Genomic DNA, 23,713 nt, shown 5'->3' with positions numbered 1-23,713 from the left:
CGAGACCGACGACCCCGAAGACGTGGACGCGGCCTTCGGCCGTCCGCGTCAGGCGACCTCGATGCCGAAGTCGCCGAGGAGGGGGGCCAGGCCGCCCGGGTAGCCCTTGCCGCCGAGGACGAAGTCCCAGTCGCCGCCCGGCCGGCGCCGGAAGGAGCCGAGGACCAGGGCGGTTTCGCCGGCGCGGCCGTCGGAGACCTCCAGGCGGCCGAGCTCCTCACCGCCCGCCCCCAGCAACCGGATCCGGGCATCGGTGAAGCCGGCCAGATCGGCGTGCGGATTGACCTCGGGGTCGACCGCGGCGACGAGGACCAGCCGGTCGGAACGCTGCGGCAAGGCGTCGAAGGAGACCCGCAGCGCGGCCTTGTCGGGCGCCGCGTGCGCGTGGGTCCGTACCGAACCGTCCGGGGTGTTCGGGTTGTTGAAGAACACGAAGTGGTCCTCGCTGAGCACCCGGCTGCCTTCGCAGACCAGCGCGCACACGTCCAGCGCGACCGGCCCCGCCCAGGACATGCCGAGCACGTTGTGGTCCGCGGCGGGCTCCGGCTGGGCCGTCCGCTGGGCCGGGACCGAGGCCGCCGTCCCCGGGCCGAGACGGCCGCGCAGCCCGTGCTGGTGCAGCAGATCCACGAGCGCGGCCCCGGGAACCAGCTCCAGCGGCTTGCCGTTGGCGAAGGTGTACGAAGTGGGTCCGAAGGTCGCGGTGGTGACCAGTACCCCCTTGTTCGCCCCCTTGTCCTGCACCGTGCCGTAGAGATCCCGGACCGCCGTCGGCGACACGGTGTTGCGGTAGCGCTTGACCTGCACCACGATCCGTCCGCCCGTGATCGGGGACGGGTCGTTCGCCTCGATGTCCACCCCGCCGTCGCCCGACCGCTGCGTGGTCACCGCCTCCATGCCCATCGCCCGGAACAGCTCCGCGACCAGGTTCTCGAAGGCGATCGGGTCCATCGCGAAGAGGTCCGGCTCCTCCTCGTCGCGGCCCGCGTGCCCTCCGTGGCTGACGACGCCGCCGACCTCACCGGGCCGGCGCTCCGGACGCACCGCGGCCGGCTGGTCCGGCCGCGCCGACAACTGCCCGTCCAGCCCCTCCACCAGGCAGTCCACCGCGCTCACCAGTTCCAGCCGCAGCCCGGTGAAGGCCGACCGCGCCGCGGTCACGGAGGCGAGGACGAGCTGCGCTTCCCGCCCCGTCACCGGATCGTGGGCGTCCACGAAACCGTTGACGACGACGGACTCCAGGACGCCGAACTCGTCGGCCGCGTAGAGGTCGTGCACCACCAGCAGCACGCACTGCGCCAGCAGGTCCCGGTAGACCGCCCGCCGCTGCGTGGCCGGGCGGGCCGTCTCCTTGTCCTGGTCCGTGCTCGGGACGTACCGCACCGACTTGGCCTCCGGCACCACGTCGTAGCCGGGCAGTTCCCAGTCCAGCACCAGCTGGCGCCGCGCCGGGTCGTAGGCCGCCGACACCTGTCGCGGGAGGTTCTCCGGCCAGCCGGCCGAGGCGTACAGGGCCGCCGAGAAGTACTCCACCGCGGCCTCCGCCTCGCCCGCGCGCAGCGCCCCGGCCAACTCGGTGAGCCCGCCGTTGTGCCCGCGGATGCCGGCCAGCTGCTCCGCCGCCCAGCGGTCGTACTGCTGCCGGTACGCCGCCAGCTGCTGCTGCCGCTGCGCCTCCGCGGCCTGCGCCGCGTGCCAGGCCTGCGTGTACCGGGCGTGCGCCTCCCGCTCCGCCTGGGCCCGCCGGTTCGAGCCCAGCGTCCAGCCGCTGCTCTGCTGCTGGAAGTGGTGCAGCTGGGGCAGCGGCACGGGGTGCGCCAGGGTCCCCGGATCGAAGGGTTCGAGCCGCTCGGGCCTGGCCAGGGCGGCCAGCCGGAACGCCGGGGCCCGGCAGCCTGCGGCCAACAGCCCCTGCAGGGCCGCGACCTGGGCGTCGAGCCGCTCGGTCGCCCGCCGTGCCTCGGCCTCGCGGTGCTGTTTGTAGGCGGCCTGCTGCTCGCGCTGCCCCCGGGCCACGTCCCGTTCGTACGCCCGCTGCCGGCGTTCGGCCTCGCGCTGCTGGATCAGCTGCGTCTGCTGCGTCCGGCGCTGGGCCTCGGCCCAGTCACTGATCAATCCGCCCGACCGACGACTCATCAGTTCTGTGTCTCCCCGCCCCACCCGACAGTGCCAAGAGGGAAAACACTAGTCGCCATTCGGGTGGTACGTCCCCGGGACGTACCACCCGAATGACCTTGAACCTCCTACAGCGCGGAACCCGCCAGCGCCGCGACCACGGCCGGCAGCGCCGTACCCGAACCGTCACGGCGCGGGTCCACGGCCGGCAGCAGGGCCGGAGTGCCGTTCGCCGCCGCCGCGCGGACCGGGGACGTGCCCGCCCAGGCCAGCAGCAGCACGTCCTCGCCCTTCAGGAAGCGCTGGCAGCGCACGCCGCCGGTGGCCCGGCCCTTGCGCGGGTACTGGTCGAACGGGGTCAGCTTCCCGGACTGCATCGAGTCGTCCAGGGTCCCGTGCGAGCCCGCCACCGTGAACACCACGGCTTCGCGCGCCGGGTCCACCGCCGAGAAGTGGATCACCTTGGCGCCGTCCGCGAGCTTGATGCCCGCCATACCGCCCGCCGGGCGGCCCTGCGGGCGGACCTGGCCCGCCGGGTAGCGCAGCAGCTGGGCGTCGTCGGTGATGAAGACGAGGTCCTCCTCGCCCGTGCGCAGCTCGACCGCTCCGATGATCCGGTCACCGTCCTTGAGGGTGATGACCTCCAGCTCGTCCTTGTTGGCCGGATAGTCCGGCACGACCCGCTTGACCACGCCCTGCTCGGTGCCGAGGGCCAGCCCCTGCCCGGACTCGTCCAGCGAGGTCAGGCAGATGACCTTCTCGTCGGCCTCCAGCGCGGAGAGGAACTCCGTGACCGGGGCGCCGCCCGCCAGGTTCGGCGCGGCGTGGGTGTCGGGCAGCTGCGGCAGGTCGATCACCGACAGCCGCAGGAGCCGCCCGTACGAGGTGACCACGCCGATGTCGGCCCGCGCGGTCGCCGCGACCTGCGAGACGATCAGGTCGTGCTTGGCGCGGGCGCCGCCCTCCTCCTCGGGGAGCGGATCGGCGTTCGGTGTGCGGGCGAGCAGTCCGGTGGAGGACAGCAGCACCCGGCACGGGGTGTCCTCGACCTCCAGCGGGACCGCCGCGACCGGCGTCCCCGCCGACTCCAGCAGCACCGTACGCCGCTCCGTGCCGAACTTCTTCGACACCGCGGCCAGTTCCGCCGAGACGAGCTTGCGCAGCTCGCTGTCGGAGTCGAGGATCCCGGTCAGCTCGTCGATCTCCCCGGCCAGCCGGTCGCGCTCGGACTCCAGCTCGATCCGGTCGAAGCGGGTGAGCCGGCGCAGCGGGGTGTCCAGGATGTACTGGGTCTGGATCTCGCTCAGCGAGAAGCGCTCCATCAGGCGCTCCTTGGCCTGCGCGGAGTTGTCGCTGTCCCGGATGATCCGGATGACCTCGTCGATGTCGAGCAGCGCCACGAGCAGGCCCTCGACCAGGTGCAGGCGGCTCTGCCGCTTGCCGCGGCGGAACTCGCTGCGCCGGCGCACGACCTCGAAGCGGTGGTCGAGGTAGACCTCCAGCAACTCCTTGAGGCCCAGCGTCAGCGGCTGCCCGTCGACCAGCGCGACGTTGTTGATGCCGAAGGTCTCCTCCATCGGCGTCAGCTTGTACAGCTGCTCCAGCACGGCCTCGGGGTGGAAGCCGTTCTTGATCTCGATGACCAGGCGCAGGCCGTGCGAGCGGTCCGTGAGGTCCTTGACGTCCGCGATGCCCTGGAGCTTCTTGGAGCCGACCAGGTCCTTGATCTTCGCGATGACCTTCTCGGGACCGACCGTGAAGGGCAGTTCGGTGACGACCAGCCCCTTGCGGCGCGGGGTCACGTCCTCCAGGGCCACCGTGGCACGGATCCGGAAGGTGCCGCGGCCGTTCTCGTAGGCGTCCTTGATGCCCGAGAGGCCCACGATCCGGCCACCGGTGGGCAGGTCGGGACCCGGTACGAAGCGCATCAGCGCTTCCAGGTCCGCCTCCGGGTAGCGGATCAGGTGGCGGGCGGCCGCGATGACCTCGCCGAGGTTGTGCGGGGCCATGTTGGTGGCCATGCCCACCGCGATCCCGGACGCGCCGTTGACCAGCAGGTTCGGGTACGCGGCCGGCAGGACGACCGGTTCCCGCTCCTGGCCGTCGTAGTTCGCGGCGAAGTCGACGGTGTCCTCGTCGATCCCGTCCGTCATCAGCGAGGCGGCGTCGGCCATCTTCGACTCGGTGTACCGCATCGCGGCCGGCGGGTCGTCGTTGCCGAGGGAGCCGAAGTTGCCGTGGCCGTCGACCAGCGGGAGCCGCATGGAGAAGGGCTGCGCCATGCGCACGAGGGCGTCGTAGATCGACGCGTCGCCGTGCGGGTGCAGCTTGCCCATGACCTCGCCGACGACACGGGCGCACTTCACGTAGCCGCGGTCGGGGCGCAGGCCCATCTCGTTCATCTGGTAGACGATGCGCCGGTGCACCGGCTTCATGCCGTCGCGGGCGTCGGGCAGGGCGCGGGAGTAGATCACCGAGTACGCGTACTCGAGGAAGGAGCCCTGCATTTCGTCGACGACGTCGATGTCGAGGATCTTCTCCTCGAAATCCTCCGGCGGCGGGGTCTTCGTGCTGCGGCGGGCCATCGCTGCGCGGCTCCTTAACCAAGAATCGGGATGAGCTGAGCTCTCACGGGGTGGGGGCGGGGACTGGACTGGGCGGGGCTGGGACGGGGGGACGGGCGGTTTCGGACAGGGGTGACGCGGACCATTGTGGCCCGAGGCACCGACAACGCCGACTCCGACCCAGGACTGGGCCGGGAACTTCTCCGCGTCCCGACACGCTTGCATACAGTGGCAGGTCTGACAGGAATCTCTGCATCGCGATCGAAGGGACCACATGCCCATGGGTCACACGGCCACAGCTCACGCAGGCTCCGGCGGCCTCACAGCGACCGAGCACCGGCTGGCCAACGGCCTGCGCGTGGTGCTGTCCGAGGACCACCTGACCCCGGTCGCCGCGGTCTGCCTCTGGTACGACGTCGGCTCGCGCCACGAAGTCAAGGGACGTACGGGCCTGGCTCACCTCTTCGAGCACCTGATGTTCCAGGGCTCGAAGAGCGTCTCCGGCAACGGCCACTTCGAACTGGTCCAGGGAGCCGGCGGCTCCCTCAACGGCACCACCAGCTTCGAGCGGACCAACTACTTCGAGACGATGCCGACCCACCAGCTGGAGCTCGCGCTGTGGCTGGAGGCGGACCGGATGGGCTCGCTGCTGGCCGCCCTGGACGACGAGTCCATGGAGAACCAGCGCGACGTCGTCAAGAACGAGCGCCGCCAGCGGTACGACAACGTCCCGTACGGCACGGCCTTCGAGAAGCTGACGGCGCTGGCCTACCCGGAGGGCCACCCGTACCACCACACCCCGATCGGGTCCATGGCCGACCTGGACGCCGCGTCCCTGGAGGACGCGCGCGCGTTCTTCCGCACGTACTACGCGCCCAACAACGCGGTGCTCTCGGTCGTCGGCGACATCGACCCCGAGAAGACGCTCGCCTGGGTCGAGAAGTACTTCGGCACCATCCCCGGCCACGACGGCAAGCAGCCGCCGCGCGACGGCTCGCTGCCCGAGATCATGGGGGAGCAGCTGCGCGAGGAGGTCGTCGAGGAGGTTCCGGCCCGCGCGCTGATGGCGGCCTACCGCCTCCCGCACGACGGCACCCGCGAGTGCGACGCCGCCGACGTGGCGCTGACCATCCTGGGCAGCGGCGAGTCCTCCCGGCTCCACAACCGCCTGGTGCGCCGCGACCAGAGCGCCGTCGCGGCCGGTTTCGGCATGCTGCGCCTCGCCGGCGCGCCGTCGCTGGGCTGGCTGGACGTGAAGACCTCCAGCGGGGTCGAGGTGCCCGCCATCGAGGCGGCCGTCGACGAGGAGCTCGCGCGGTTCGCCGCCGAGGGCCCGACGGCCGAGGAGATGGAGCGCGCGCAGGCACAGCTGGAGCGCGAGTGGCTGGACCGGCTGAGCACCGTGGCCGGCCGCGCCGACGAACTGTGCCGCTTCGCGGTGCTGTTCGGCGACCCGCAGCTCGCGCTGACCGCGGTCCAGCGCGTCCTCGACATCACCGCCGAGGAGGTGCAGGCCGCGGCAGCGGCCCGACTGCGCCCCGACAACCGGGCGGTGCTCGTCTACGAGCCGATCGCCGCGGACGACATCGAAGAGACCGACGCGAGCGACGAGAACGAGGGGGCGGAGCAGTGAGCGACACCGCAGCCGTCACGATGACCTTCCACCCGCGCCCCCAGGCCGGCGAGCCGCAGCCGTGGGCCTTCCCGGCCCCCGAGCGCGGGGTACTGGCCAACGGCCTGACCCTGCTGCGCTGCCACCGCCCGGGCCAGCAGGTGGTCGCGGTCGAGATCAACCTCACCGCCCCGCTCGACGCGGAGCCCGAGGGCCTCGACGGCGTGGCCACGATCATGGTCCGCGCCCTGTCCGAGGGCACCGACAAGCGCTCCGCCGAGGAGTTCGCCGCCGAGCTGGAGCGCTGCGGCGCCACCCTCGACGCGCACGCCGACCACCCCGGCCTGCGGGTCTCCCTGGAGGTCCCGGCCTCCCGCCTGCACAAGGCGCTGGGCCTGGTCGCCGAGGCGCTGCGCGCCCCGGCCTTCGCCGACGCCGAGGTGGACCGCCTGGTGCGCAACCGGCTCGACGAGATCCCGCACGAGAGCGCCAACCCGCAGCGCCGCGCCGCCAAGCAGCTCTCGAAGGAGCTCTTCCCGGCCTCCCTGCGGATGTCCCGCCCGCGCCAGGGCACCGAGGAGACGGTCGCCCGCATCGACTCCGGGGCCGTACGCGCCTTCTACGAGGCCCACGTGCGCCCCGCGACCGCCACCGCGGTGGTCGTCGGCGATCTGACCGGCATCGACCTGGACGCCGTCCTGGCCGACACCCTGGGCGCCTGGACCGGTGACACCACCGCCCCGCGCCCGGTCCCGCCGATCACCGCCGACGACACGGGCCGCGTGGTCATCGTGGACCGGCCCGGCGCGGTCCAGACGCAGTTGCTGATCGGCCGCATCGGCGCGGACCGGCACGACCGGGTCTGGGCGCCCCAGGTGCTCGGCACGTACTGCCTGGGCGGCACCCTCACCTCCCGGCTGGACAAGGTGCTGCGCGAGGAGAAGGGGTACACGTACGGCGTGCGCGCCTTCGGCCAGGTGCTGCGCTCCACCGCCGACGGCAAGGGCGCCTCGATGCTCGCCATCAGCGGCTCGGTGGACACCCCGAACACCGGCCCGGCCCTGGAGGACCTCTGGACGGTGCTGCGCACCCTCGCGGAGGGCGGCCTGACCGACGCCGAACGGGACGTGGCCGTGCAGAACTTGGTGGGCGTGGCCCCGCTGAAGTTCGAGTCGGCGGCTTCCGTCGCGGGCACGCTCGCCGACCAGGTCGAGCAGGAGCTCCCGGACGACTACCAGGCGCAGTTGTACGCGCGGCTCGCCGAAACCGGGACGGTGGAGGCCACTTCGGCGGTCGTCAGTGCCTTCCCGGTGGACCGCCTGGTCGCGATCCTGGTCGGCGACGCCTCGCAGATCGAGGAGCCGGTGCGGGCCCTCGGGATCGGCGAAGTGACCGTGGTCACCAACTGACCTTCTGCTGACTGCCGGTGACCGCCGGCGGGTCGCCAACTGGCCCGCCGCACAAGGGAATCCGGCAAGGGACTCCGGTGGCTTGTCCACTTGAGTCCCTTTTGTCGTTTCTGTCGCGTTTATTGGTGTGGTTGCTTGTATGTGGTGTGGCGTACGCAACAAAAGGGCGTGTCTGTTTGGCGATTGACTGATGATCCGCCTAGCGTCAGCCGTGCTGTTCGTCAGTGGTAACCGCCGCATCCGCGGCACCGGACAGCGATCGCCGAGTCCCCGTCAGGCGCGAGCCTGGGGAGCCGGGGACCCACTTGTGTCCCTGGGGTGAATCGGACCGCCTCGCAAGAGGGGGCCCGTAGGAGACCTTCCTGCTCCGAACCCGTCAGCTAACCCGGTAGGCGAGAGGGAAGGAAAGGATCAGCCCCTTCATGGCGTTTGGCAGCAGTGCCACCGGCAAGCACCGTGGTTCGAGCCGTATGAGCCGCAGGACCGCCGGCTACGCCGGCATAGCCACGCTCGCCGCCACCGGCGTCGTCGGCTCCCTGGCGGGTCCCGCGTTCGCCGCGGACAATTCCCCCTCCATCGAGGACACCGGCAGCCTCAACACCATCGTGGTGGCCGACGAGCTCGCCGATGACGTAGAGGCCCAGGCCCAGTCCCAGCAGCGCGCCGCCGAGGCCGCCGCCGCCAAGGCGCAGGCCGAGGCCGACGCCAGGCAGCGGGCCGCCGAGGCCAAGGCGAAGGCCGAAGCGCAGGCCAAGGCCGAGCGCGAGGCCGCCGAGCGCGCCGCTCGTGAAGAGGAGCGCAAGCGCCTCAACACCTTCGTGTCGCCGCTCGACAACACCTACGTCAGCACCCAGTACCACGCGGGTGGCGGCATGTGGTCCTCCGGCAGCCACACCGGCATCGACTTCCGCGCCGCCTCCGGCACCGAGGTGCACGCCGTGGGCCTCGGCACCGTGGTCGAGGCGGGCTACGGCGGCGCGTACGGCAACAACGTCGTCATCAAGCACGCCGACGGCACGTACACCCAGTACGGCCACATGTCCTCACTGAGCGTCTCCGTCGGCCAGCAGGTCACCCCGGGCCAGAAGATCGGCCTGTCGGGCTCCACCGGCAACTCCAGCGGCCCGCACCTGCACTTCGAGGCCCGCACCGGCGCCGACTACGGTTCGGACATCAACCCGGTCACGTACCTGCGCTCGCACGGCGTCACCGTCTGACCCGCTCGCCCCACCGCACGACTTCCGCGAAGGCCCCGGCTCTTTGAGAGCCGGGGCCTTCGTCGCGTTTCGGGCTCCGCATTGTGTGAATGTTTCGTATTTCCGGCCGCTCTCGGAAATTATCGTGTGTTGCAATAGAGTCGCAACGCGCACAGCCATACGAAAAAGGCGGAGGTCCGGTCTTGCGTATTCCCGCGCACACGGTATGCACAGCGATCCGCGACGACATCGTCTCCGGGGTGTTCGGGCCCGGCGGCCGGCTGACCGAGGAGGTGCTGGCCCGCCGGTACGGAGTCTCGCGCGTCCCGGTGCGCGAGGCACTGCGCACGCTGGAGTCCGAGGGGTTCGTGACCACCAGGCGGCACGCGGGCGCCTGCGTGGCCGAGCCGACCGAACAGGAGGCGGCCGACCTCCTGGAGCTGCGGATGCTCCTGGAGCCCCTCGCGGCCGCCCGAGCGGCCCGACGGCGCAGCGAGGCCCACCTCAAGGTGCTGCGCGGGCTGGTCAGACTGGGCCAGGAGCGGGCCAGGAGGGGTCAGGGGGAGGATCTGCGCTCCCTGGGGGGCTGGTTCCACGAGACGCTCTCCCAGGCCTCGGGCAGCCCCGGGCTGATCGCGCTGCTCACCCAGATGCGGCACAAGGTGGCCTGGATGTACGTGGTGGAGTCCCCGGTGCGGCCCGTGGAGTCCTGGGCGGAGCACGGCGCGATCGTCGACGCGGTGGCCCGGGGCGACGCCGAGCGGGCCCGGGCGCTGACCGCGCTGCACGTGGACAGGGCGGCGGGGGCGCACCGGCTGCGCGTGAGGACTTTGCAACCTGCCGTAAACACGGCGGGCGCTCCGCATTAACAAACACCGTATACAAAGGTGGGATATCCGGGGCCCGGTAATTCATGCCCCATGTCCAATGTCCATGCCCCGCGCTTTATTTCGCCGCCGGAATTCGGCCCTGCGGAATCGGGTGCGCCGGAATGGCGGTGTGTGTATTTCCGGCCGGGGCGACGGGCTGGTGAGTGAACGCCGGCGAGCCCGGAGCCGGCGGGGCGGCGAGCCTGCGGGCCGACCGGATCTCCGCGCGAAAAGCAGCGAAGCCGTTGCCCTCAACCGTGGCGGTCGGGGGCAACGGCTTCGCCGTGCAAGTCCTGCGGGTCGAACCCGAAGGGGTCAGACGGTCTCGGGAAGCTCCTCGAGCCCCTCGGCGACCAGCTTCGCGAGGCGGTCCAGCGCGGCCTCGGCGCCGTCGGCCTCGGACGAGAGGACGATCTCCTCGCCGCCCTGGGCGCCCAGGCCCAGGACCGCCAGCATGGAGGCGGCGTTGACGGGGTCGCCGCCGGCCTTCGCGATGGTCACCGGGACGCCGGAAGCGGTCGTCGCGCGGACGAAGATCGAGGCGGGACGAGCGTGCAGGCCCTCGGCCCAGCCGACGTTGACGCGGCGCTCTGCCATGGTGATGCCCTTCAGGTTCTTACGGGTTGTCTAGACCAGTCTCTCACGACGTCCGGAATGGTCGCACCGACCTTCGGCCCGAGATTCCCGCCATTCGACCTACCCCAGCTTGCCCTGATTCGAGCCGGCTTGCCCGATGCGCCGCGCCCGGGCCACTTGAGGCGTTCGAGCCTTAAGGTGACCCCATGACGACCGAGTCCGACCCCTCGTACCCGGACCACTGGGAAGCCGACGTGGTCCTTCGCGACGGCGGAACGGCCCGGATCCGGCCCATCACCACCGAGGACGCGGGCCGGCTGGTCAGCTTCTACGAGCAGGTCTCGGACGAGTCCAAGTACTACCGGTTCTTCGCTCCCTACCCCCGGCTCTCCGACCGCGACGTGCACCGCTTCACGCACCACGACTACGTGGACCGGGTCGGCCTCGCCGCGACGATCGGCGGCGAGTTCATCGCCACCGTCCGCTACGACCGGATCGGCGCCGACGGCCGCTCGGCCACCGGACCCTCCGACGAGGCCGAGGTCGCCTTCCTCGTCCAGGACGCCCATCAGGGGCGCGGAGTCGCCTCCGCCCTGCTCGAACACATCGGCGCGGTGGCCCGCGAACGCGGGATCCGCCGCTTCGCGGCCGAGGTGCTGCCGGCCAACAGCAAGATGATCAAGGTGTTCACCGACGCCGGCTACCAGCAGAAGCGCAGCTTCGAAGACGGCTCCGTCCACCTCACCCTCGACCTCGAACCGACCGCCGAGTCCCTCGCCGTCCAGCGCGCCCGCGAACAGCGCGCCGAGGCCCGCTCCGTCCAGCGGCTGCTGGCCCCCGGCTCGGTGGCCGTCATCGGCGTCAGCCGCTCCCTCGCGGGCGTGGGCGCGGCGGCCCTGCGCAACCTGCGCGACAGCGGCTTCCACGGCCACCTCTACGCCGTCAACGAGGCCGTCACCCGCGACCTGCTCGACGGCGTACGGGCCTACCCCACCCTCGGGGCCGTCGGCGCCCCGGTCGACCTCGCGGTCATCGCGGTCCCGGCGGACCGGGTCCCGGACGCCGTGGCAGCCTGTGGTGAACACGGGGTGCAGGGGCTCGTCGTCCTGTCCGCCGGATACGGGGAGAGCGGGGCCGAGGGCCTGGCCCGCCAGCGCGAACTGGTCCGCCAGGTGCGCTCCTACGGGATGCGGCTGATCGGACCGAACGCCTTCGGGGTGATCAACACGGCCCCCGAGGTGGAGCTGAACGCCTCCCTGGCCCCCGCTCCGGCCCCCGCGCGGGGAAGGGTCGGCCTCTTCACCCAGTCCGGGGCGATCGGCATCGCGCTGCTCTCCGGGCTGCTGCGGCGCGGGGAGGGGCTGTCCTCCTTCATCTCCGCCGGGAACCGGGCCGACGTCTCCGGCAACGACATCCTCCAGTACTGGTACGACGACGAGGCCACCGACGTCGCGCTCATGTACCTGGAGACCCTGGGCAACCCGAGGAAGTTCACCCGGCTCGCCCGGCGCACCGCGGCCGTCAAGCCGGTGGTCGTCGCCAAGGGAGGCCGGCACACCCCCGCCGGACACGTGGTCCCCGGCACCCGGCTGCCCGAGGCGACGGTCTCGGAGCTGCTGCGGCAGGCCGGCGTCATCCGCGTCGACACGGTGACCGAGCTGGTGGACGTCGGCCTGCTGCTGGCCTCCCAGCCCGTACCGGCCGGGCCGCGGGTGGCCATCCTCGGCAACTCCGAATCGCTCGGCGTCCTCACCTACGACGCCTGCCTGACCGAGGGGCTGCGGCCGCTGGCGCCGCTCGACCTGACCACGGCCGCCTCGCCGGAGGACTTCCGTACGGCCGTCTCCGCGGCGCTGGCCTCGCCGGACACCGACGCCGTCGTCGTCACCGCGATCCCGTGGGTGAGCGAGCACGCGCTCGCCGACGATCTGGCCGAGGCCCTGCGGGCGGCCGCCGCCGGGCACCCCGGCAAGCCGGTCGCCGTGGTCCACGTGGAGCTCGGCGCCCTGGCGGAGGCCCTCTCGGCGGCCACCGCGCCGACCGCCGCGACGGCCCCGGCGGACGCGCTGCCCGCGACGCTGCCGACGCCCGCGACGGCTCTGGCGGCCCTCGGTTCCGGGTCCGACGCGGGCCGGCAGGCGGGAGAGCTGCCCGACGCCGGGCCCGCCTCCGAAGCGGGGACCACCAGCGCCCCCGATGCCGTGCCCGCCTCCGCGGCGGCGCCCTTCCGGCCGGAGCCGGCCTCCGACGCCGCGGAGAGCGCGGTCGTGCCCGCTCCCGGAACCGCCCGGATTCCGAGCTACCCCGCCGCCGAGCGGGCCGTCAAGGCCGTCGCCGAAGCCGTCCGGTACGGGCAGTGGCGCCGGGGCATCGCCGAGGTCGGGCAGGTGCCCGAGTTCGAGGACATCGACGAGGGCGGAGCCGCCGGGCAGCTCTCCCGCCTGCTGGCCGGCGTAGGGGAGGAGGACGTCGCGACCCTGGACGACCCCGATGCCCGCGAGCTGCTCGCCCGGTACGGGATCCGGGTGCTCTCCACGCTCCCGGCCCCCAGCGCGGACGCCGCCGTCCGCGCCGCCGCGGTCCTCGGCTACCCCGTCGCGCTCAAGACCACCGCCCCGCACCTGCGCCACCGCGCCGACCTCGGCGGGGTCCGCCTCGACCTCACCACCGAGGCCGAGCTGCGCCGCTCGTACGAGGAGCTCACCCACGCGCTGGGCAAACCGCAGGAGCTGCTCCCCGTGGTCCAGTCGATGGTTCCCCGGGGCGTCGACACCGTCATCCGCTCCGTCATCGACCCCGCCGCCGGCGCCGTCCTGTCCTTCGGGCTCTCCGGAGTCGCCTCCGAACTGCTCGGCGACACCGCCCACCGGCTGGTTCCCGCCACCGACAAGGACGCGGCGAGCCTGATCCGCTCGATCCGCACCGCCCCGCTGCTCTTCGGCTGGCGCGGCAGCGATCCCGTGGACACCCCCGCCCTGGAGGAACTGCTCCTGCGCCTCTCCCGCCTCGTCGACGACCACCCCGAGGTGGTCGGGGTCGCGCTGGAGCCCGTCGTCGTCGCCACCGAGGGGCTGTCCGTGCTCAGCGCGAGCGTCCGCGTCGCCCACCCGCCCGCCCGGGGCGACCTCGGCCCGCGGACCCTGCCCAGCTACTGAGGTCCGGGGGCCGTCGTCAAAGTACCGTCGTCGCCCGGGGCGGCCGAGGTGCCCCATACGGGCCTTAGGATGGACCTCATGGCGAAATCCGGTACGACGACCCAGGGGCTGCGCACGGCGATCGAGCGCAGCGGCTACTACCCGGCCCTCGTGGCCGAGGCCGTGGAGGCCGCGGTGGGCGGCGAGCCGATTTCGTCCTACCTGGTCCACCAGGAGACGACCTTCGACTCCAACGAGGTGCGCCGGCACGTCACCGTGCTGGTCCTGACCGGCAACCGCTTCATCGTCAGCCACACCGACGAGCAGGCCGCCGACGCCGGGTCCCCCTCCCCGTACGCGACCACCTCCACCGAGTCGGTCAAGCTGGCCAGCATCTCCTCCGTGGTGCTCAGCCGCGTCGTCGCCAACCCGGAGTCCTACACCCCCGGCACCCTGCCCCGCGAGGTCGTCCTGACCATCGGCTGGGGCGCGGTCTCGCGCATCGACCTGGAGCCCGCCGCCTGCGGCGACGCCAACTGCGACGCCGACCACGGCTACACCGGCAACTCCACCGCCGACGACCTGAGCCTGCGCGTCAGCGAAGCCGGCGACGGCCCCGAGGCGGTCCGCCAGACCCTGGTCTTCGCCCAGGCGCTCTCCGAGGCCACGGCCGCCACGTCCTCCACCCCCGCCCGCTGATGGCGTACTCCGCCGTGCAGAGCTGGCAGGACGAGCCGGAGCTGCTGGACCTGGCCGGCGCCCCGGTGCCGCACTACGGCACCGGCTCGCTCGCCGACCTGCTGCCCACCCTCGTGGCCGGCCAGGGCGTACCCGGCTTCGAGGCCTCGATCGCCGAGCTGACCCCGGCCGACCGGAACTGTGTGTTCCTGGTCGACGGCATGGGCTGGGAGCAGATCAAGGCCCACCCGCACGAAGCCCCGTACCTCACCTCCCTCCTCTCCACCTCGCGCGGCGGCACCGGCCGCCCGATCACTGCGGGCTTCCCGGCGACCACCGCCACCTCGCTGGCCTCCGTCGGCACCGGCCTGCCGCCCGCGCGGCACGGCCTGCCCGGGTACACCGTGCGCAATCCCGCCACCGGCGAACTGATGAACCAGCTCCGCTGGCACCCGTGGACCCCGCCCAAGCCCTGGCAGCCGTACCCGACCGTCTTCCAGCAGGCGGACGCGGCAGGGGTGGCCACGGCGCAGGTGTCCTCGCCGGCCTTCCAGACCACCCCGCTGACGAAGGTCGCGCTGAGCGGCGGCACCTTCCTCGGCCGGATGACCGGCGAGGAGCGCATGGACCTCGCGGCCGAGCGGCTCGCGGCCGGCGACCGCTCGCTCGTCTACACGTACTACAGCGAGCTCGACGGGGCCGGCCACCGGCACGGCGTCGACTCCGACGCCTGGCGCGGCCAGCTCATGTACGTGGACCGGCTGGTGCAGCGGCTCGCCGAGCAACTCCCGCCCCGCACCGCGCTGTACGTGACCGCCGACCACGGCATGGTGGACGTCCCCTTCGACGAGGACTCCCGCATCGACTACGACGACGACTGGGAACTCGGCGCGGGCGTGGCCCTGCTGGGTGGCGAGGGCCGGGCCCGGCACGTGTACGCCGTACCGGGCGCCGAGGCCGACGTCCTGACCGTCTGGCGCGAGGTGCTCGGCGACCGCTTCTGGGTCGCGAGCCGGGCGGAAGCCCTGGAACTGGGCTGGTTCGGGACACCGGGCGAATGCGACGAGCGGGTCCTCGGCCGCATCGGCGACGTGATCGCCGCCGCCCAGGCCGACGTGGCGATCACCGCCTCACGGGCCGAGCCCAACGAGTCGGCCCTCGCGGGCATGCACGGCTCCATGACGGCGGCCGAGCAGCTCGTCCCGCTGCTCGAAATCCGCTCCTGACACACCGAGCCACCTCGCCCGCCCCACCCTCTGAAAGGCCTTGTACTCCCCATGCCCGAGCTGGTGTTCTTCTCCGGAACGATGGACTGCGGAAAGAGCACTCTGGCTCTGCAAATCACCCACAACCGTTCGGCGCGCGGCCTGGTGGGAGTGATCTTCACGCGCGACGACCGGGCGGGCGAGGGCAAGCTCTCCTCGCGCCTGGGCCTGGTGACGGAGGCCGTCGAGGCGGCCGAGGGCATGGACCTCTACGCGTACCTGGTCGCCGAACTCTCCAAGGGCGGCAAGGCGGACTACGTGATCGTGGACGAGGCCCAGTTCCTCGCCCCCGACCAGATCGACCAGTTGGCCCGGATCGTCGACGACCTCGACATGGACGTCTTCGCCTTCGGCATCACGACGGACTTCCGCACCAAGCTCTTCCCCGGCTCGCAACGCCTGATCGAGCTGGCGGACCGCCTGGAACAGCTCCAGGTCGAGGCCCTGTGCTGGTGCGGCGCCCGCGCCACCCACAACGCCCGCACGATAGACGGCGAGATGGTGGTCGAAGGCGCCCAGGTCGTCGTCGGCGACGTGAACCGCCCGGCCGGGGAGATCGGCTACGAGGTTCTCTGCCGCCGCCACCACCGCAAGCGGATGACCTCGGCCGCGGCCCACGCGGGCGCCCTCTCCCCGGACGTCCTCCCGGTCAACCACGCCTGACCGTCTTCTTCCATGCCCGCGGCCGAGTTACCGGAGACCGTGACTGTCGAGACGGTGGATGAGGCCGGGCCGGCTCCGGTAGGTGTCGCGCAGGAGCCCCAGACGCTGCTGGAAATCGACACCGTGTCCGGTGTGAGCGCAGGCATCGCTCAGGTCACGAAGGAGGGCGACAGCCGCGTCGTAGGCACTGGTCTTCTTGGAGGCGATGTGTGCTTCGGCCTGGTTCCAGATGACGTCCGCCTCGGCGGCGAGTGCGGTCAGGCGCGTGGCGCGGGCTCGCAACCGGTCGCGTTCGGCGTGCCCGAGGCGCTCGGCGCGGCGGGTGTGCGCCGCATCCAGCAGCCGGGCGGCGGTCCGGTGACCGGGTGCGTTTGCTGGGGCGGAAGTTTCCCGCAGACGGTGCAGGAGTTCGCTGTGCAAGTGGGGTTCCGGGCCGAGGGCGAGGCGCAGCAGTAGGGCGTCCTTCTCCTTGTCCGGGAGGGCGGAGACGAGTTGCGCGAGCTCCTTCCGTGTCAGACCGGCCGCGGGTTCCGGCGCCGCGGTGCTGCTCTGTGCGGCGACAGCGAGCAGGTCGGTGTCGACGCGCAGGAAGTCCGCGAGCGCGCTTTGCGGAGCCGTGAGTTCGCCCAGGTTGGTGGGGACGGGAGGCTCCAGGGCGGACTGGTACTCCTCTTCGTCGTCGTCCTCGGCTTCCCAGGCAGAGAGGGCGGAGAGCCATGCCAGATAGAGGGGCCGCATATCGCCGGTGGCGAGTTCCTCGCGTACGCCGATGACGGCGGCCAACGAATCGTCGGCTCCCTCGACCCAGTTGCCGCCCTCGTCCTCGCTGGTCAGGTCGAGGAGAAGGTGGGTCCGGGTGGCCCAGGTTTCGACGTGGTGGCCGAGACCGTACGGTTGGACGCTGCGCAGGGCCAGGCGCTGTAGGGGCAGGCGGAGCATCAGCCGGTGTGTGCCCCAGCTGGCGACGTACAGATGGGCGTCGAAGTACCGCTCCACCAGGTTTCGCGGATTCCCCCGCAGGACGCCCCAGTGGTACTCGTTGGTGAAGCTGGTGGCGGTGATCCTGGCACGGCTGGAGACGCCCCGCAGTGCTTCCCGCTGGTCGCCGCTCAGCGGCCGGTCGAGGGCCTGAAACTCGTAGTACTGGTACTCGCTCACCGGAAGCACCCTACGGCTGACGGCGGTGCGGGAGGGTAGGTTCGGCGAGGCGGCGAGGGCACGGAACGGAGCGGTTGTGGACGAGCCTCATGGCAAGACAGCGGGACAGGTGCGGGAGTTGGTCGGGCAGATCGGCGCGGGACGGAAAATGACGCAGACCGGCCGCATCACTCTCGCGGACGCCCGGACCTTGGTGGAGCTGCTGGACACCGGCGACCAGATGGACCCGGTGATCGGTGACCGGATGTTCAAGACGAAGTCCAGCGAGGAGCTGTACCACCTCAACCTGCTGGTGGAATGGGCTAAGGCCGCCCGACTGCTGAGGGTTGCCGGTGGCCGTCTACTCCCGGTGAAGAAGAACGCCCGGCTGCTCGACCGGCCCGACGGCCTGTGGAACGCCCTCTTCGAAGCGGTACCGCGCATCGGGAGTGCCGTACTGGTCTCGGGGTGGCTTGAGTCGGTCTTCTCGCAGGAGTACGCCGCCGGCCTGCGGGCGCTGCTGCATCGGCTCTACGCGGCTCGCGGCCCGGTCGCCGGCGACGCGCTGCGCAGAGCGGTGTGGCAGGCGGTGACCGCTCCCTACATCCTCGACGATGTGCCGCCCGAGCGGCTGCGGGGCTGGCGCGGTAGCAACGACCGTGACGTGCGGCTGTTGCTCGACGCCCTCGCGGCCCTCGGGGCCGTCCGAAGCGACGATGACACCGTGGAGCTGACCGGTCAGGGCAGGCGGGCCGTGGCCGTGATGCGCGGCGAACCGCTCCCCGGAGACCCGGTGTTCCAGCTGCGCATCGATCTGGAGGACATTGTCGAACCGGCGGTCTGGCGACGTGTGCTGGTGCCGGCCGCGGCCCGACTCGACCAAGCGCATGCCGTGATCCAGGCTGTCATGGGCTGGGAGAACAGCCATATGCACGCCTTCACCGTGGACGGCGTCCAGTACGGCCGGGCCAACACCGAGCTTGACTTCGGGGACGAGCGGGGCGTCACTCTCGGCGCCCTGCTCAAGGAGGGAGGGAGCCTTGCGTACACGTACGACTTCGGTGACTCCTGGGACCACCGCGTCACGGTGGAGCACCGGCTCGCAGCAGAGGCGGACCGGAGCTATCCCGTCTGCGTAGCCGGTTCGGGCGCCTGCCCTCCTGAGGACTGCGGAGGCGCCGGGGCCTATGAAGACCTCAAGGGGACTCTCGCCGATCCGACGCGGACGGAGCACGACGACCTCGTGCGGTGGCTTGGCCTTGACCCCGGGGTGGGGTTCGACCCGGCCCGGTTCACCCCCGGCGAAGCCAATGACAGACTCCGGCAGATGTAACCCACCCGTCCCGGGCGCCACCCCTGGGCGGGCTCGGTGTGGGCGCGCGGCCTGCTTGCTCTCCGCGCCCGAGAGCCGGACGGCGCCGAGGGGCTGCGGGGAGCGGGCCCGGCTCAGCCGACATGGCGGATGCCCCAGTAAGAAGACGCTGGCGCTCCAGATCGCCCACAACCGCGACGCGCGGGGCCTGCAAGGCGTGATCTTCACCCGTGACGACCGGGCGGGGGAGGGCAAGCTCTCCTCCCGCCTCGGTCTGGTGACGGAGGCGGTGGAGGCGCCGGAGGGCATGGACCTGTACGCGTACCTGGTGGCCCAGCTCTCGGCGGGCGGCAGGGTGGACTACGTGATCGTGGACGAGGCCCAGTTCCTGGCGCCCGAGCAGATCGACCAGCTGGCGCGCATCGTGGACGACCTCGGCCTGGACGTCTTCGCCTTCGGCATCACCACGGACTTCCGTACGAAGCTCTTCCCGGGCTCCCAGCGCCTGATCGAGCTGGCGGACCGCCTGGAGCAGCTCCAGGTGGAGGCCCTGTGCTGGTGCGGCGCCCGCGCCACCCACAACGCCCGCACGGTGGGCGGGGAGATGGTCGTGGAAGGCGCCCAGGTGGTGGTCGGGGACGTGAACCGCCCGGCGGAGGAGATCGGCTATGAGGTCCTGTGCCGCCGCCACCACCGCAAGCGAATGACGAGCGCCGCAGCCCACGCGGGCGCCCTCTCCCCGGACGTCCTCCCGGTCAACCACGCCTGAGACACTACGGCTCCGTCCCCGGGGCCCGGCGTGGTACGCAGGGCGCCCTCTTTCCGGCGTCAGCGATAGCGGATCACGCGCACCCCGGACTCCCCGAACGTGTCCAGGCTTCGCAACTCCTCGGTCGACCCGTCGACGAGGCCGACATGTCCGGCGTGAGTGTGCAGCCCGGTGAGGAGCAGACCGGTGGATTCGCGCCCGCGGTCGTCCTGGCGCCGTACCCACACGAGCGCCCGTCCGCTGGCCGGCAGTGCGGCGAGGGCCCGTACGGCCTCAGTGAGAGTCGAGAACTCGCTGACCTCCAGGACCGGGCCCAGCTTCGCCATGGTCGAGGCGAACCAGTCGGCGTCCCCGGAGGCGGGCGTCGGACCCGTCGTCTCGCCCCGGTTCCAGGCGTCGAGGAACCCCCACGGGTCGGAGTTGGGCAGCAGGAACGGCTCCTCAGGCCGCTTCGGCACCACCACGGCGGCATCGAGCATCCCGTGGCGCCAGTCCCTGCTGCGCAGCGCGGCCGTGGTCTGGCAGGCGAACAGCCACCCGCGGGCCGTCTCGTCTCCGGCGTCGGGCAATACCAGCTCGACGGGATCGGTGTACGTGGACCTGAGCCACTCCACGCCCTTGATCCGGGCTGCCGCGAGATCACCAGCCGCCCGGGGGGACCCTGGTCTTCATCCGGGCGAAGACCAGCTCCCGCAGTCGGACCGTGTCCAGTCGCGCCAGACCGCCGGTCATCCCGTCCAGGAACACCACGGTTCCGTTGTTGTTGTGCGCGTACACGAGGTGGCCGCTGACCTCGGTCCCGCGAATCGCCCGCCGCACCCACACCACGCCCTGTGTGCCGGGTCCGGACTTCTCGGCCTGCGCGATCACCTCGTCCCAGTCGGCGCACCGCAACTGCTCAGCCGTCGGGAAGTAGCGTCGTAGCAGCAGCTGCCACCACCCGGGTGCCTCGTGATTCGGCTGCCATGGCAGCGGGGACGACGGCCGACCCGCGATCGCGGCGGCCACCGTGACCACGCATCCACGCGAGTTCAGTCGCAGCGCCTGCCTCTCCGGATCACGTTCCACCGGGTCCTGCGTGTATGCCGCGGCATCGCCCCAAGGATCATCGGCCGCCGGGTGGAACGGCACCCCGAGGTCCTTGGGCACCACCAGGGAAGCGGTCAGCATCGGGGTTCGTGGATATCCGGGCTGCTCGATCGACTGACATGCGAACAACCACGTACCGGCGTCCTCGGCGACCGGTTCGGTGCTCGCCAGTTCGACCAGTCCGCGATAGGTGGTGAGCAGCCATTGCAGGGCCATCTGCCACGGCTCGGCACGCACGGTCCTCAACGTGAGCATCTCTCGCATCCGGAGTCACCCCGAGTTCCTTGTACGGGATGTCACCCGGACCGGTCTTCGGTGCAGCTGACACCTCGACTCCGTCCAGCCTTTTGTCGAGGGTCGGTACGTTGTTCGTGCAGTTGTATTGGTAGCCGGGCGCGCCAGTGTTGTTCGTCGTTGAAGGCGCCCAGGTCGTGGTCGGCGACGTGAACCGCCCGGCGGAGGAGGCCGGTTACGAGGTCCTTCTCCGACGCCACCGCCGCCGCATGACGTCTGCCGCGGCCCGCGCGGGCGCCCTCTCCCGGGACGTCCTCCCGGTCAACTCGGTCTGATCGCCCGCTCCTTGCCCGTTCCTACCGTACGGACCTGAGCAGGCCGGCGATCTGTGTGAAGCCGCGGCGTTCCGCGTGTTCGAGCGCGGTCACGCCGTCGCCGTCCGGAAGGTGCGCCGTGGCGCCGGCGGTGATGAGCAGTTCCACGATCTCCTGATGCGCGCGGCCGCCGTCGCCGAGGATGACGGCTTCGAGCAGTGCGGTCCAGCCGAGCCGGTTGACGTGGTCGACGTCGATGTCGGTTTCCCGGAGCAGGGCCCGCACGTAGTCGACGTGGCCGCGTTCGGCGGCGGGGATCAGGGCGATGCCGCCGAAGCGGTTGCGCCGGGTGAGGTCGGGGCGGGCCGGGAGCAGGGTACGCATCATGCGGACGCTGCCGGTGACACCGGTGACCAGCCAGGGGCTGTCGTCGCGGTCGTCCTGGGCGTTCGGGTCGGCGCCGGCGCCGACGAGGACCTCGGCCGCCGCCACGTGGTCGCCGAGGGCGGCGAGCAGGAGCGGGGTGCGGCGGTGTTCGTCGCGGGCCTCGATGTCGGCGCCGGCGGCCAGCGCCGCGCTCACGGCGTCGGCGTCGCCCTCGCCGGCGGCGGCCAGCAGGGTTCGGTCGGCAGGGGGCATGGGGGTCCTCCTCGGGTGGGTCAGGGCGAGTCGCGCCGTCAGGCCTGCGCTGCTACTTGTTCAGCGCGGCGACACCGGCCTGGGCGAACTTCTCGTCCAGGTCGCCGGAGGGCGCGCCCGCGACACCGATGCCCGCGATCGGGGCGTTCTTCGCGGTGACCGGGGCTCCGCCGCCGAGGAAGAGGGTGCCGGGGATGTCCTTCAGGGTCGGCGTCTGGGCGAGGCGGCCGGCCAGCACGGAGGTGGGGGCGTTCCAGGACACGGCGGTGTAGGCCTTGCGCTGGGCGGCCTCGTAGGACTGCGGTCCGGCGCCGTCGCCGCGCAGCGTGACGATGGTGTTGCCGTTGCGGTCCACCACCGCGACGGTGACGCGCTGGTTCTCCTTCTTCGCGGCGTCGAGCGCCGTCTGGGCGGCCCTCGTGGCGGCGTCGATGGTCAGGTGGGTCGACTGGGTCAGGTTCTTGTTCTTGGCATCCGCCCTCGCATCCGCCTTCGCATCGGCCTGGGCGGCCGGGGCCGGGGCCGGGGCCGGGGCGGCGCTGGCGGCGTAGGCGCCGAAGCCGCCGAGGGCGAGGGCCGCGACCAGGGCGCCGCCGGCGATCGCACGGGTGCGCTGACGGGTGCGCCGGGAGACCTTCTTGACCTGCTGCATGTGTACCGGCTCCTTGATGAGGGGTGGGGGCCGTCCGTCCGGCTGCCCCGCTCTGACATCAATCCTGGGCCCGGCGGTGGCCCCGACCTGTCGACTGGCCGGCTGCGTGCGGCGGGCAGGAGGGGGACACGCGGGTCAGCCGATCGGTTGACCCCGGTACAACCCCATTCGGCGACAATGTGACTGTTTGTCCACATCGGGGAACCTATGTCAAGAGGTGCACGTGCGGCTCGACCCCAGCGACCCCTCCGGCTCCGGCGGTGATCCGGACGACCGGTGGCTGGCGCTGGTCATGCGCGTCACCTTCTTCGTGCTGGTCGGCACGTCGATGGTCCGTTTCGTCCAGCGCCACACCCAGGAGGCCCGCGCCCCCTGGGTGATCGCCCTCGCCGTCGTGCTCGCCGTGCTCTACCTGCTGGGCCCCGCCACGGAGGTCAAGCCCCCGGGCCGTGGCGGCAGGCCGTGGCCTCCGGCCCCCCGGCTGGTCTGGCTGGGCATGGTCGTCACCACGTGGGCCGTCCTCGTCCTCCTCGCGCCCAGCTTCGCGTGGGTCGCGGTCCCCCTCTTCTACTCCGCGCTGCGCACCCTGCCGCCCGTCGCGGCGTACGCCCTCGTCGCGTTCCTCACGCTCTTCGTGATCTTCGCCCAGCTGACGCTGGCCCCCCGCTTCAACCTCGACCTGGTGATCGGCCCGGCCGCCGTCGCAGCGCTCACCACCGCCGTCTTCCTCCACATGCAGCGGCAAGCGGCCCGCCAGCACGCCCTCATCGACGACCTCGTCCGCACCCGCCGCGAACTCGCCGCCACCGAGCGCCGCGAAGGCACCCTCGCCGAACGCCAACGGCTGTCCATGGAGATCCACGACACGCTCGCCCAGGGCCTGTCCAGCCAGCAGATGCTGCTCCAGGCCGCCGACCGGACCTGGGACACCGACCCGGCCAAGGCCCGCGGCCACGTCCGCACCGCCGCGTCCATCGCCGAGCTCAACCTCGCCGAGGCCCGCCGCTTCGTGCACGACCTCGCACCCGCCGACCTCGCGCACGGCAGCGGCCTCGACGCCGCGCTGCACGCCCTCGCCGAACGGGAATCCGGCGCCGGACTCACCGTGCGCGTCCACATCGACGCGGGCGGGCGCGTCACCCCGCTGCCGGAACGCGTGCAGTCCGCGCTGCTGCGCATCGCACAGGGCGCGCTGGCCAACGTACGGGAGCACTCCGGTGCCACCACCGCCGCGCTCACCCTCACCCGGCTCGACGATCAGGTCGTCCTCGATGTGGCCGACAACGGGCATGGGTTCGACCCCACCGCCCTCCCCGAGGCCCCGTCCGGCGTGCGCGGACACGGCGTCCCGGCGATGCGCGTCCGGATGCGCCAGCTCGGCGGGACCCTGACCATCGAGTCGGCGCCCGGAGAGGGTGCCGTCCTGACTGCCGCCGTCCCGATCCCCGCCCCCTGAAAACACCGGGCACTGGACGCCCGCACGGTG

19 protein-coding genes, 1 pseudogene and 1 riboswitch are annotated in these 23,713 nt (G+C 72.0%); of the genes and pseudogenes, 12 read left to right on the top strand and 8 right to left on the bottom strand.

Going from position 1 to position 23,713, the window contains the following annotated elements; all coding sequences use genetic code 11:
* Positions 1–48 precede the first annotated feature (48 nt).
* Together ACODT5_RS13475 and ACODT5_RS13470 are read right to left on the bottom strand one after the other, a co-directional pair.
* The gene (locus tag ACODT5_RS13475) at positions 49–2,136 is read right to left on the bottom strand and encodes a restriction endonuclease (RefSeq protein ID WP_422519403.1); all 2,088 of its coding nucleotides are present in this window, start codon (positions 2,134–2,136) and stop codon (positions 49–51) included.
* A gap of 107 nt (positions 2,137–2,243) precedes the next feature.
* Positions 2,244–4,700, bottom strand: a complete 2,457-nt coding sequence (locus ACODT5_RS13470) for a DNA gyrase/topoisomerase IV subunit A (RefSeq protein WP_422519402.1) — start codon at positions 4,698–4,700, stop codon at positions 2,244–2,246.
* A gap of 253 nt (positions 4,701–4,953) precedes the next feature.
* Here ACODT5_RS13470 and ACODT5_RS13465 point away from each other — a divergent pair, with 253 nt between their 5' ends.
* The 4 genes from ACODT5_RS13465 (at position 4,954) to ACODT5_RS13450 (ending at position 9,765) form a co-directional block, all read left to right on the top strand.
* Entirely contained in the window at positions 4,954–6,312 is a 1,359-nt protein-coding gene (locus ACODT5_RS13465; protein ID WP_422519401.1) for a M16 family metallopeptidase, read from the top strand.
* Between the two features lie 20 nt (positions 6,313–6,332).
* Positions 6,333–7,700, top strand: a complete 1,368-nt coding sequence (locus tag ACODT5_RS13460) for a M16 family metallopeptidase (RefSeq protein ID WP_422519648.1) — start codon at positions 6,333–6,335, stop codon at positions 7,698–7,700.
* Between the two features lie 250 nt (positions 7,701–7,950).
* Positions 7,951–8,110: riboswitch (cyclic di-AMP (ydaO/yuaA leader) on the top strand.
* Between the two features lie 12 nt (positions 8,111–8,122).
* Positions 8,123–8,917 (top strand): M23 family metallopeptidase, encoded by a 795-nt coding sequence (locus ACODT5_RS13455; protein ID WP_422519400.1) that lies wholly within the window; start codon positions 8,123–8,125, stop codon positions 8,915–8,917.
* 182 nt (positions 8,918–9,099) lie between these two features.
* On the top strand, positions 9,100–9,765 hold the full coding sequence (locus ACODT5_RS13450) for a GntR family transcriptional regulator (protein ID WP_422519399.1): 666 nt from the start codon (positions 9,100–9,102) through the stop codon (positions 9,763–9,765).
* Positions 9,766–10,080: 315 nt separating this feature from the next.
* On the opposite strand, the gene ACODT5_RS13445 is transcribed toward ACODT5_RS13450, so the two are convergent.
* Positions 10,081–10,362 (bottom strand): HPr family phosphocarrier protein, encoded by a 282-nt coding sequence (locus tag ACODT5_RS13445; protein ID WP_250746483.1) that lies wholly within the window; start codon positions 10,360–10,362, stop codon positions 10,081–10,083.
* Positions 10,363–10,547: 185 nt separating this feature from the next.
* Here ACODT5_RS13445 and ACODT5_RS13440 point away from each other — a divergent pair, with 185 nt between their 5' ends.
* The 4 genes from ACODT5_RS13440 (at position 10,548) to ACODT5_RS13425 (ending at position 16,081) form a co-directional block, all read left to right on the top strand.
* A complete protein-coding gene (locus ACODT5_RS13440; RefSeq protein ID WP_422519398.1) occupies positions 10,548–13,496 on the top strand; it encodes a bifunctional acetate--CoA ligase family protein/GNAT family N-acetyltransferase in 2,949 nt (982 codons plus the stop codon).
* Between the two features lie 69 nt (positions 13,497–13,565).
* Positions 13,566–14,174 carry a DUF5998 family protein gene (locus ACODT5_RS13435; RefSeq protein WP_385369427.1) on the top strand — a complete coding sequence of 203 codons (609 nt, stop codon included), beginning with the start codon at positions 13,566–13,568 and terminating at the stop codon, positions 14,172–14,174.
* The gene (locus tag ACODT5_RS13430) at positions 14,174–15,379 is read left to right on the top strand and encodes an alkaline phosphatase family protein (protein ID WP_422519397.1); all 1,206 of its coding nucleotides are present in this window, start codon (positions 14,174–14,176) and stop codon (positions 15,377–15,379) included. Before ACODT5_RS13435 ends, ACODT5_RS13430 begins: the two co-directional genes overlap by 1 nt.
* Positions 15,380–15,430: 51 nt before the next feature.
* Positions 15,431–16,081, top strand: coding sequence for a thymidine kinase (locus tag ACODT5_RS13425; RefSeq protein WP_422519396.1), 651 nt, complete (start codon positions 15,431–15,433; stop codon positions 16,079–16,081).
* A 27-nt stretch (positions 16,082–16,108) separates the two neighbouring features.
* Here ACODT5_RS13425 and ACODT5_RS13420 read toward each other — a convergent pair whose 3' ends face one another.
* Positions 16,109–17,239 (bottom strand): hypothetical protein, encoded by a 1,131-nt coding sequence (locus ACODT5_RS13420; RefSeq protein ID WP_422519395.1) that lies wholly within the window; start codon positions 17,237–17,239, stop codon positions 16,109–16,111.
* A 76-nt stretch (positions 17,240–17,315) separates the two neighbouring features.
* Here ACODT5_RS13420 and ACODT5_RS13415 point away from each other — a divergent pair, with 76 nt between their 5' ends.
* Positions 17,316–18,551, top strand: coding sequence for a plasmid pRiA4b ORF-3 family protein (locus ACODT5_RS13415; RefSeq protein ID WP_422519394.1), 1,236 nt, complete (start codon positions 17,316–17,318; stop codon positions 18,549–18,551).
* 148 nt (positions 18,552–18,699) lie between these two features.
* Entirely contained in the window at positions 18,700–19,299 is a 600-nt protein-coding gene (locus tag ACODT5_RS13410) for a thymidine kinase (RefSeq protein WP_422519647.1), read from the top strand.
* 59 nt (positions 19,300–19,358) lie between these two features.
* Here the strand turns inward: ACODT5_RS13410 and ACODT5_RS13405 are convergent, their stop codons facing one another.
* Together ACODT5_RS13405 and ACODT5_RS13400 are read right to left on the bottom strand one after the other, a co-directional pair.
* A complete protein-coding gene (locus tag ACODT5_RS13405) occupies positions 19,359–19,922 on the bottom strand; it encodes a YrhB domain-containing protein (RefSeq protein WP_422519646.1) in 564 nt (187 codons plus the stop codon).
* A 16-nt stretch (positions 19,923–19,938) separates the two neighbouring features.
* A complete protein-coding gene (locus ACODT5_RS13400; protein ID WP_422519393.1) occupies positions 19,939–20,625 on the bottom strand; it encodes a toxin glutamine deamidase domain-containing protein in 687 nt (228 codons plus the stop codon).
* 173 nt (positions 20,626–20,798) lie between these two features.
* Between ACODT5_RS13400 and ACODT5_RS13395 the strand changes: the two are divergent.
* Positions 20,799–20,957 (top strand): annotated as a pseudogene (locus tag ACODT5_RS13395) (thymidine kinase); the annotation flags it as partial.
* A 21-nt stretch (positions 20,958–20,978) separates the two neighbouring features.
* Here ACODT5_RS13395 and ACODT5_RS13390 read toward each other — a convergent pair.
* Both ACODT5_RS13390 and ACODT5_RS13385 read right to left on the bottom strand, forming a co-directional pair.
* Positions 20,979–21,575 (bottom strand): ankyrin repeat domain-containing protein, encoded by a 597-nt coding sequence (locus tag ACODT5_RS13390; RefSeq protein WP_422519392.1) that lies wholly within the window; start codon positions 21,573–21,575, stop codon positions 20,979–20,981.
* A 52-nt stretch (positions 21,576–21,627) separates the two neighbouring features.
* Positions 21,628–22,227, bottom strand: coding sequence for a GlcG/HbpS family heme-binding protein (locus ACODT5_RS13385; protein ID WP_422519391.1), 600 nt, complete (start codon positions 22,225–22,227; stop codon positions 21,628–21,630).
* Between the two features lie 292 nt (positions 22,228–22,519).
* Here ACODT5_RS13385 and ACODT5_RS13380 point away from each other — a divergent pair, with 292 nt between their 5' ends.
* Positions 22,520–23,683 carry a sensor histidine kinase gene (locus ACODT5_RS13380; protein ID WP_422519645.1) on the top strand — a complete coding sequence of 388 codons (1,164 nt, stop codon included), beginning with the start codon at positions 22,520–22,522 and terminating at the stop codon, positions 23,681–23,683.
* The last annotated feature ends 30 nt before the right edge of the window (positions 23,684–23,713 follow it).

Origin of the sequence: Streptomyces tatrensis (genome assembly GCF_049310065.1) — a bacterium.
Lineage (GTDB): Bacteria > Actinomycetota > Actinomycetes > Streptomycetales > Streptomycetaceae > Streptomyces.
This window is presented reverse-complemented; position numbering and strand designations above follow the sequence as displayed.

Bases quoted from the DNA above. Each gene is read 5' to 3' on its own strand.
- ACODT5_RS13425 (WP_422519396.1), top strand. From the start codon at position 15,431: ATGCCCGAGCTGGTGTTCTTCTCCGGAACGATGGACTGCGGAAAGAGC.
- ACODT5_RS13455 (WP_422519400.1), top strand. From the start codon at position 8,123: ATGGCGTTTGGCAGCAGTGCCACCGGCAAGCACCGTGGTTCGAGCCGT.
- ACODT5_RS13445 (WP_250746483.1), bottom strand. From the start codon at position 10,362: ATGGCAGAGCGCCGCGTCAACGTCGGCTGGGCCGAGGGCCTGCACGCT.
- ACODT5_RS13440 (WP_422519398.1), top strand. From the start codon at position 10,548: ATGACGACCGAGTCCGACCCCTCGTACCCGGACCACTGGGAAGCCGAC.
- ACODT5_RS13460 (WP_422519648.1), top strand. From the start codon at position 6,333: ATGACCTTCCACCCGCGCCCCCAGGCCGGCGAGCCGCAGCCGTGGGCC.
- ACODT5_RS13435 (WP_385369427.1), top strand. From the start codon at position 13,566: ATGGACCTCATGGCGAAATCCGGTACGACGACCCAGGGGCTGCGCACG.
- ACODT5_RS13380 (WP_422519645.1), top strand. From the start codon at position 22,520: ATGCGCGTCACCTTCTTCGTGCTGGTCGGCACGTCGATGGTCCGTTTC.
- ACODT5_RS13390 (WP_422519392.1), bottom strand. From the start codon at position 21,575: ATGCCCCCTGCCGACCGAACCCTGCTGGCCGCCGCCGGCGAGGGCGAC.
- ACODT5_RS13385 (WP_422519391.1), bottom strand. From the start codon at position 22,227: ATGCAGCAGGTCAAGAAGGTCTCCCGGCGCACCCGTCAGCGCACCCGT.
- ACODT5_RS13430 (WP_422519397.1), top strand. From the start codon at position 14,174: ATGGCGTACTCCGCCGTGCAGAGCTGGCAGGACGAGCCGGAGCTGCTG.
- ACODT5_RS13470 (WP_422519402.1), bottom strand. From the start codon at position 4,700: ATGGCCCGCCGCAGCACGAAGACCCCGCCGCCGGAGGATTTCGAGGAG.
- ACODT5_RS13475 (WP_422519403.1), bottom strand. From the start codon at position 2,136: ATGAGTCGTCGGTCGGGCGGATTGATCAGTGACTGGGCCGAGGCCCAG.
- ACODT5_RS13465 (WP_422519401.1), top strand. From the start codon at position 4,954: ATGCCCATGGGTCACACGGCCACAGCTCACGCAGGCTCCGGCGGCCTC.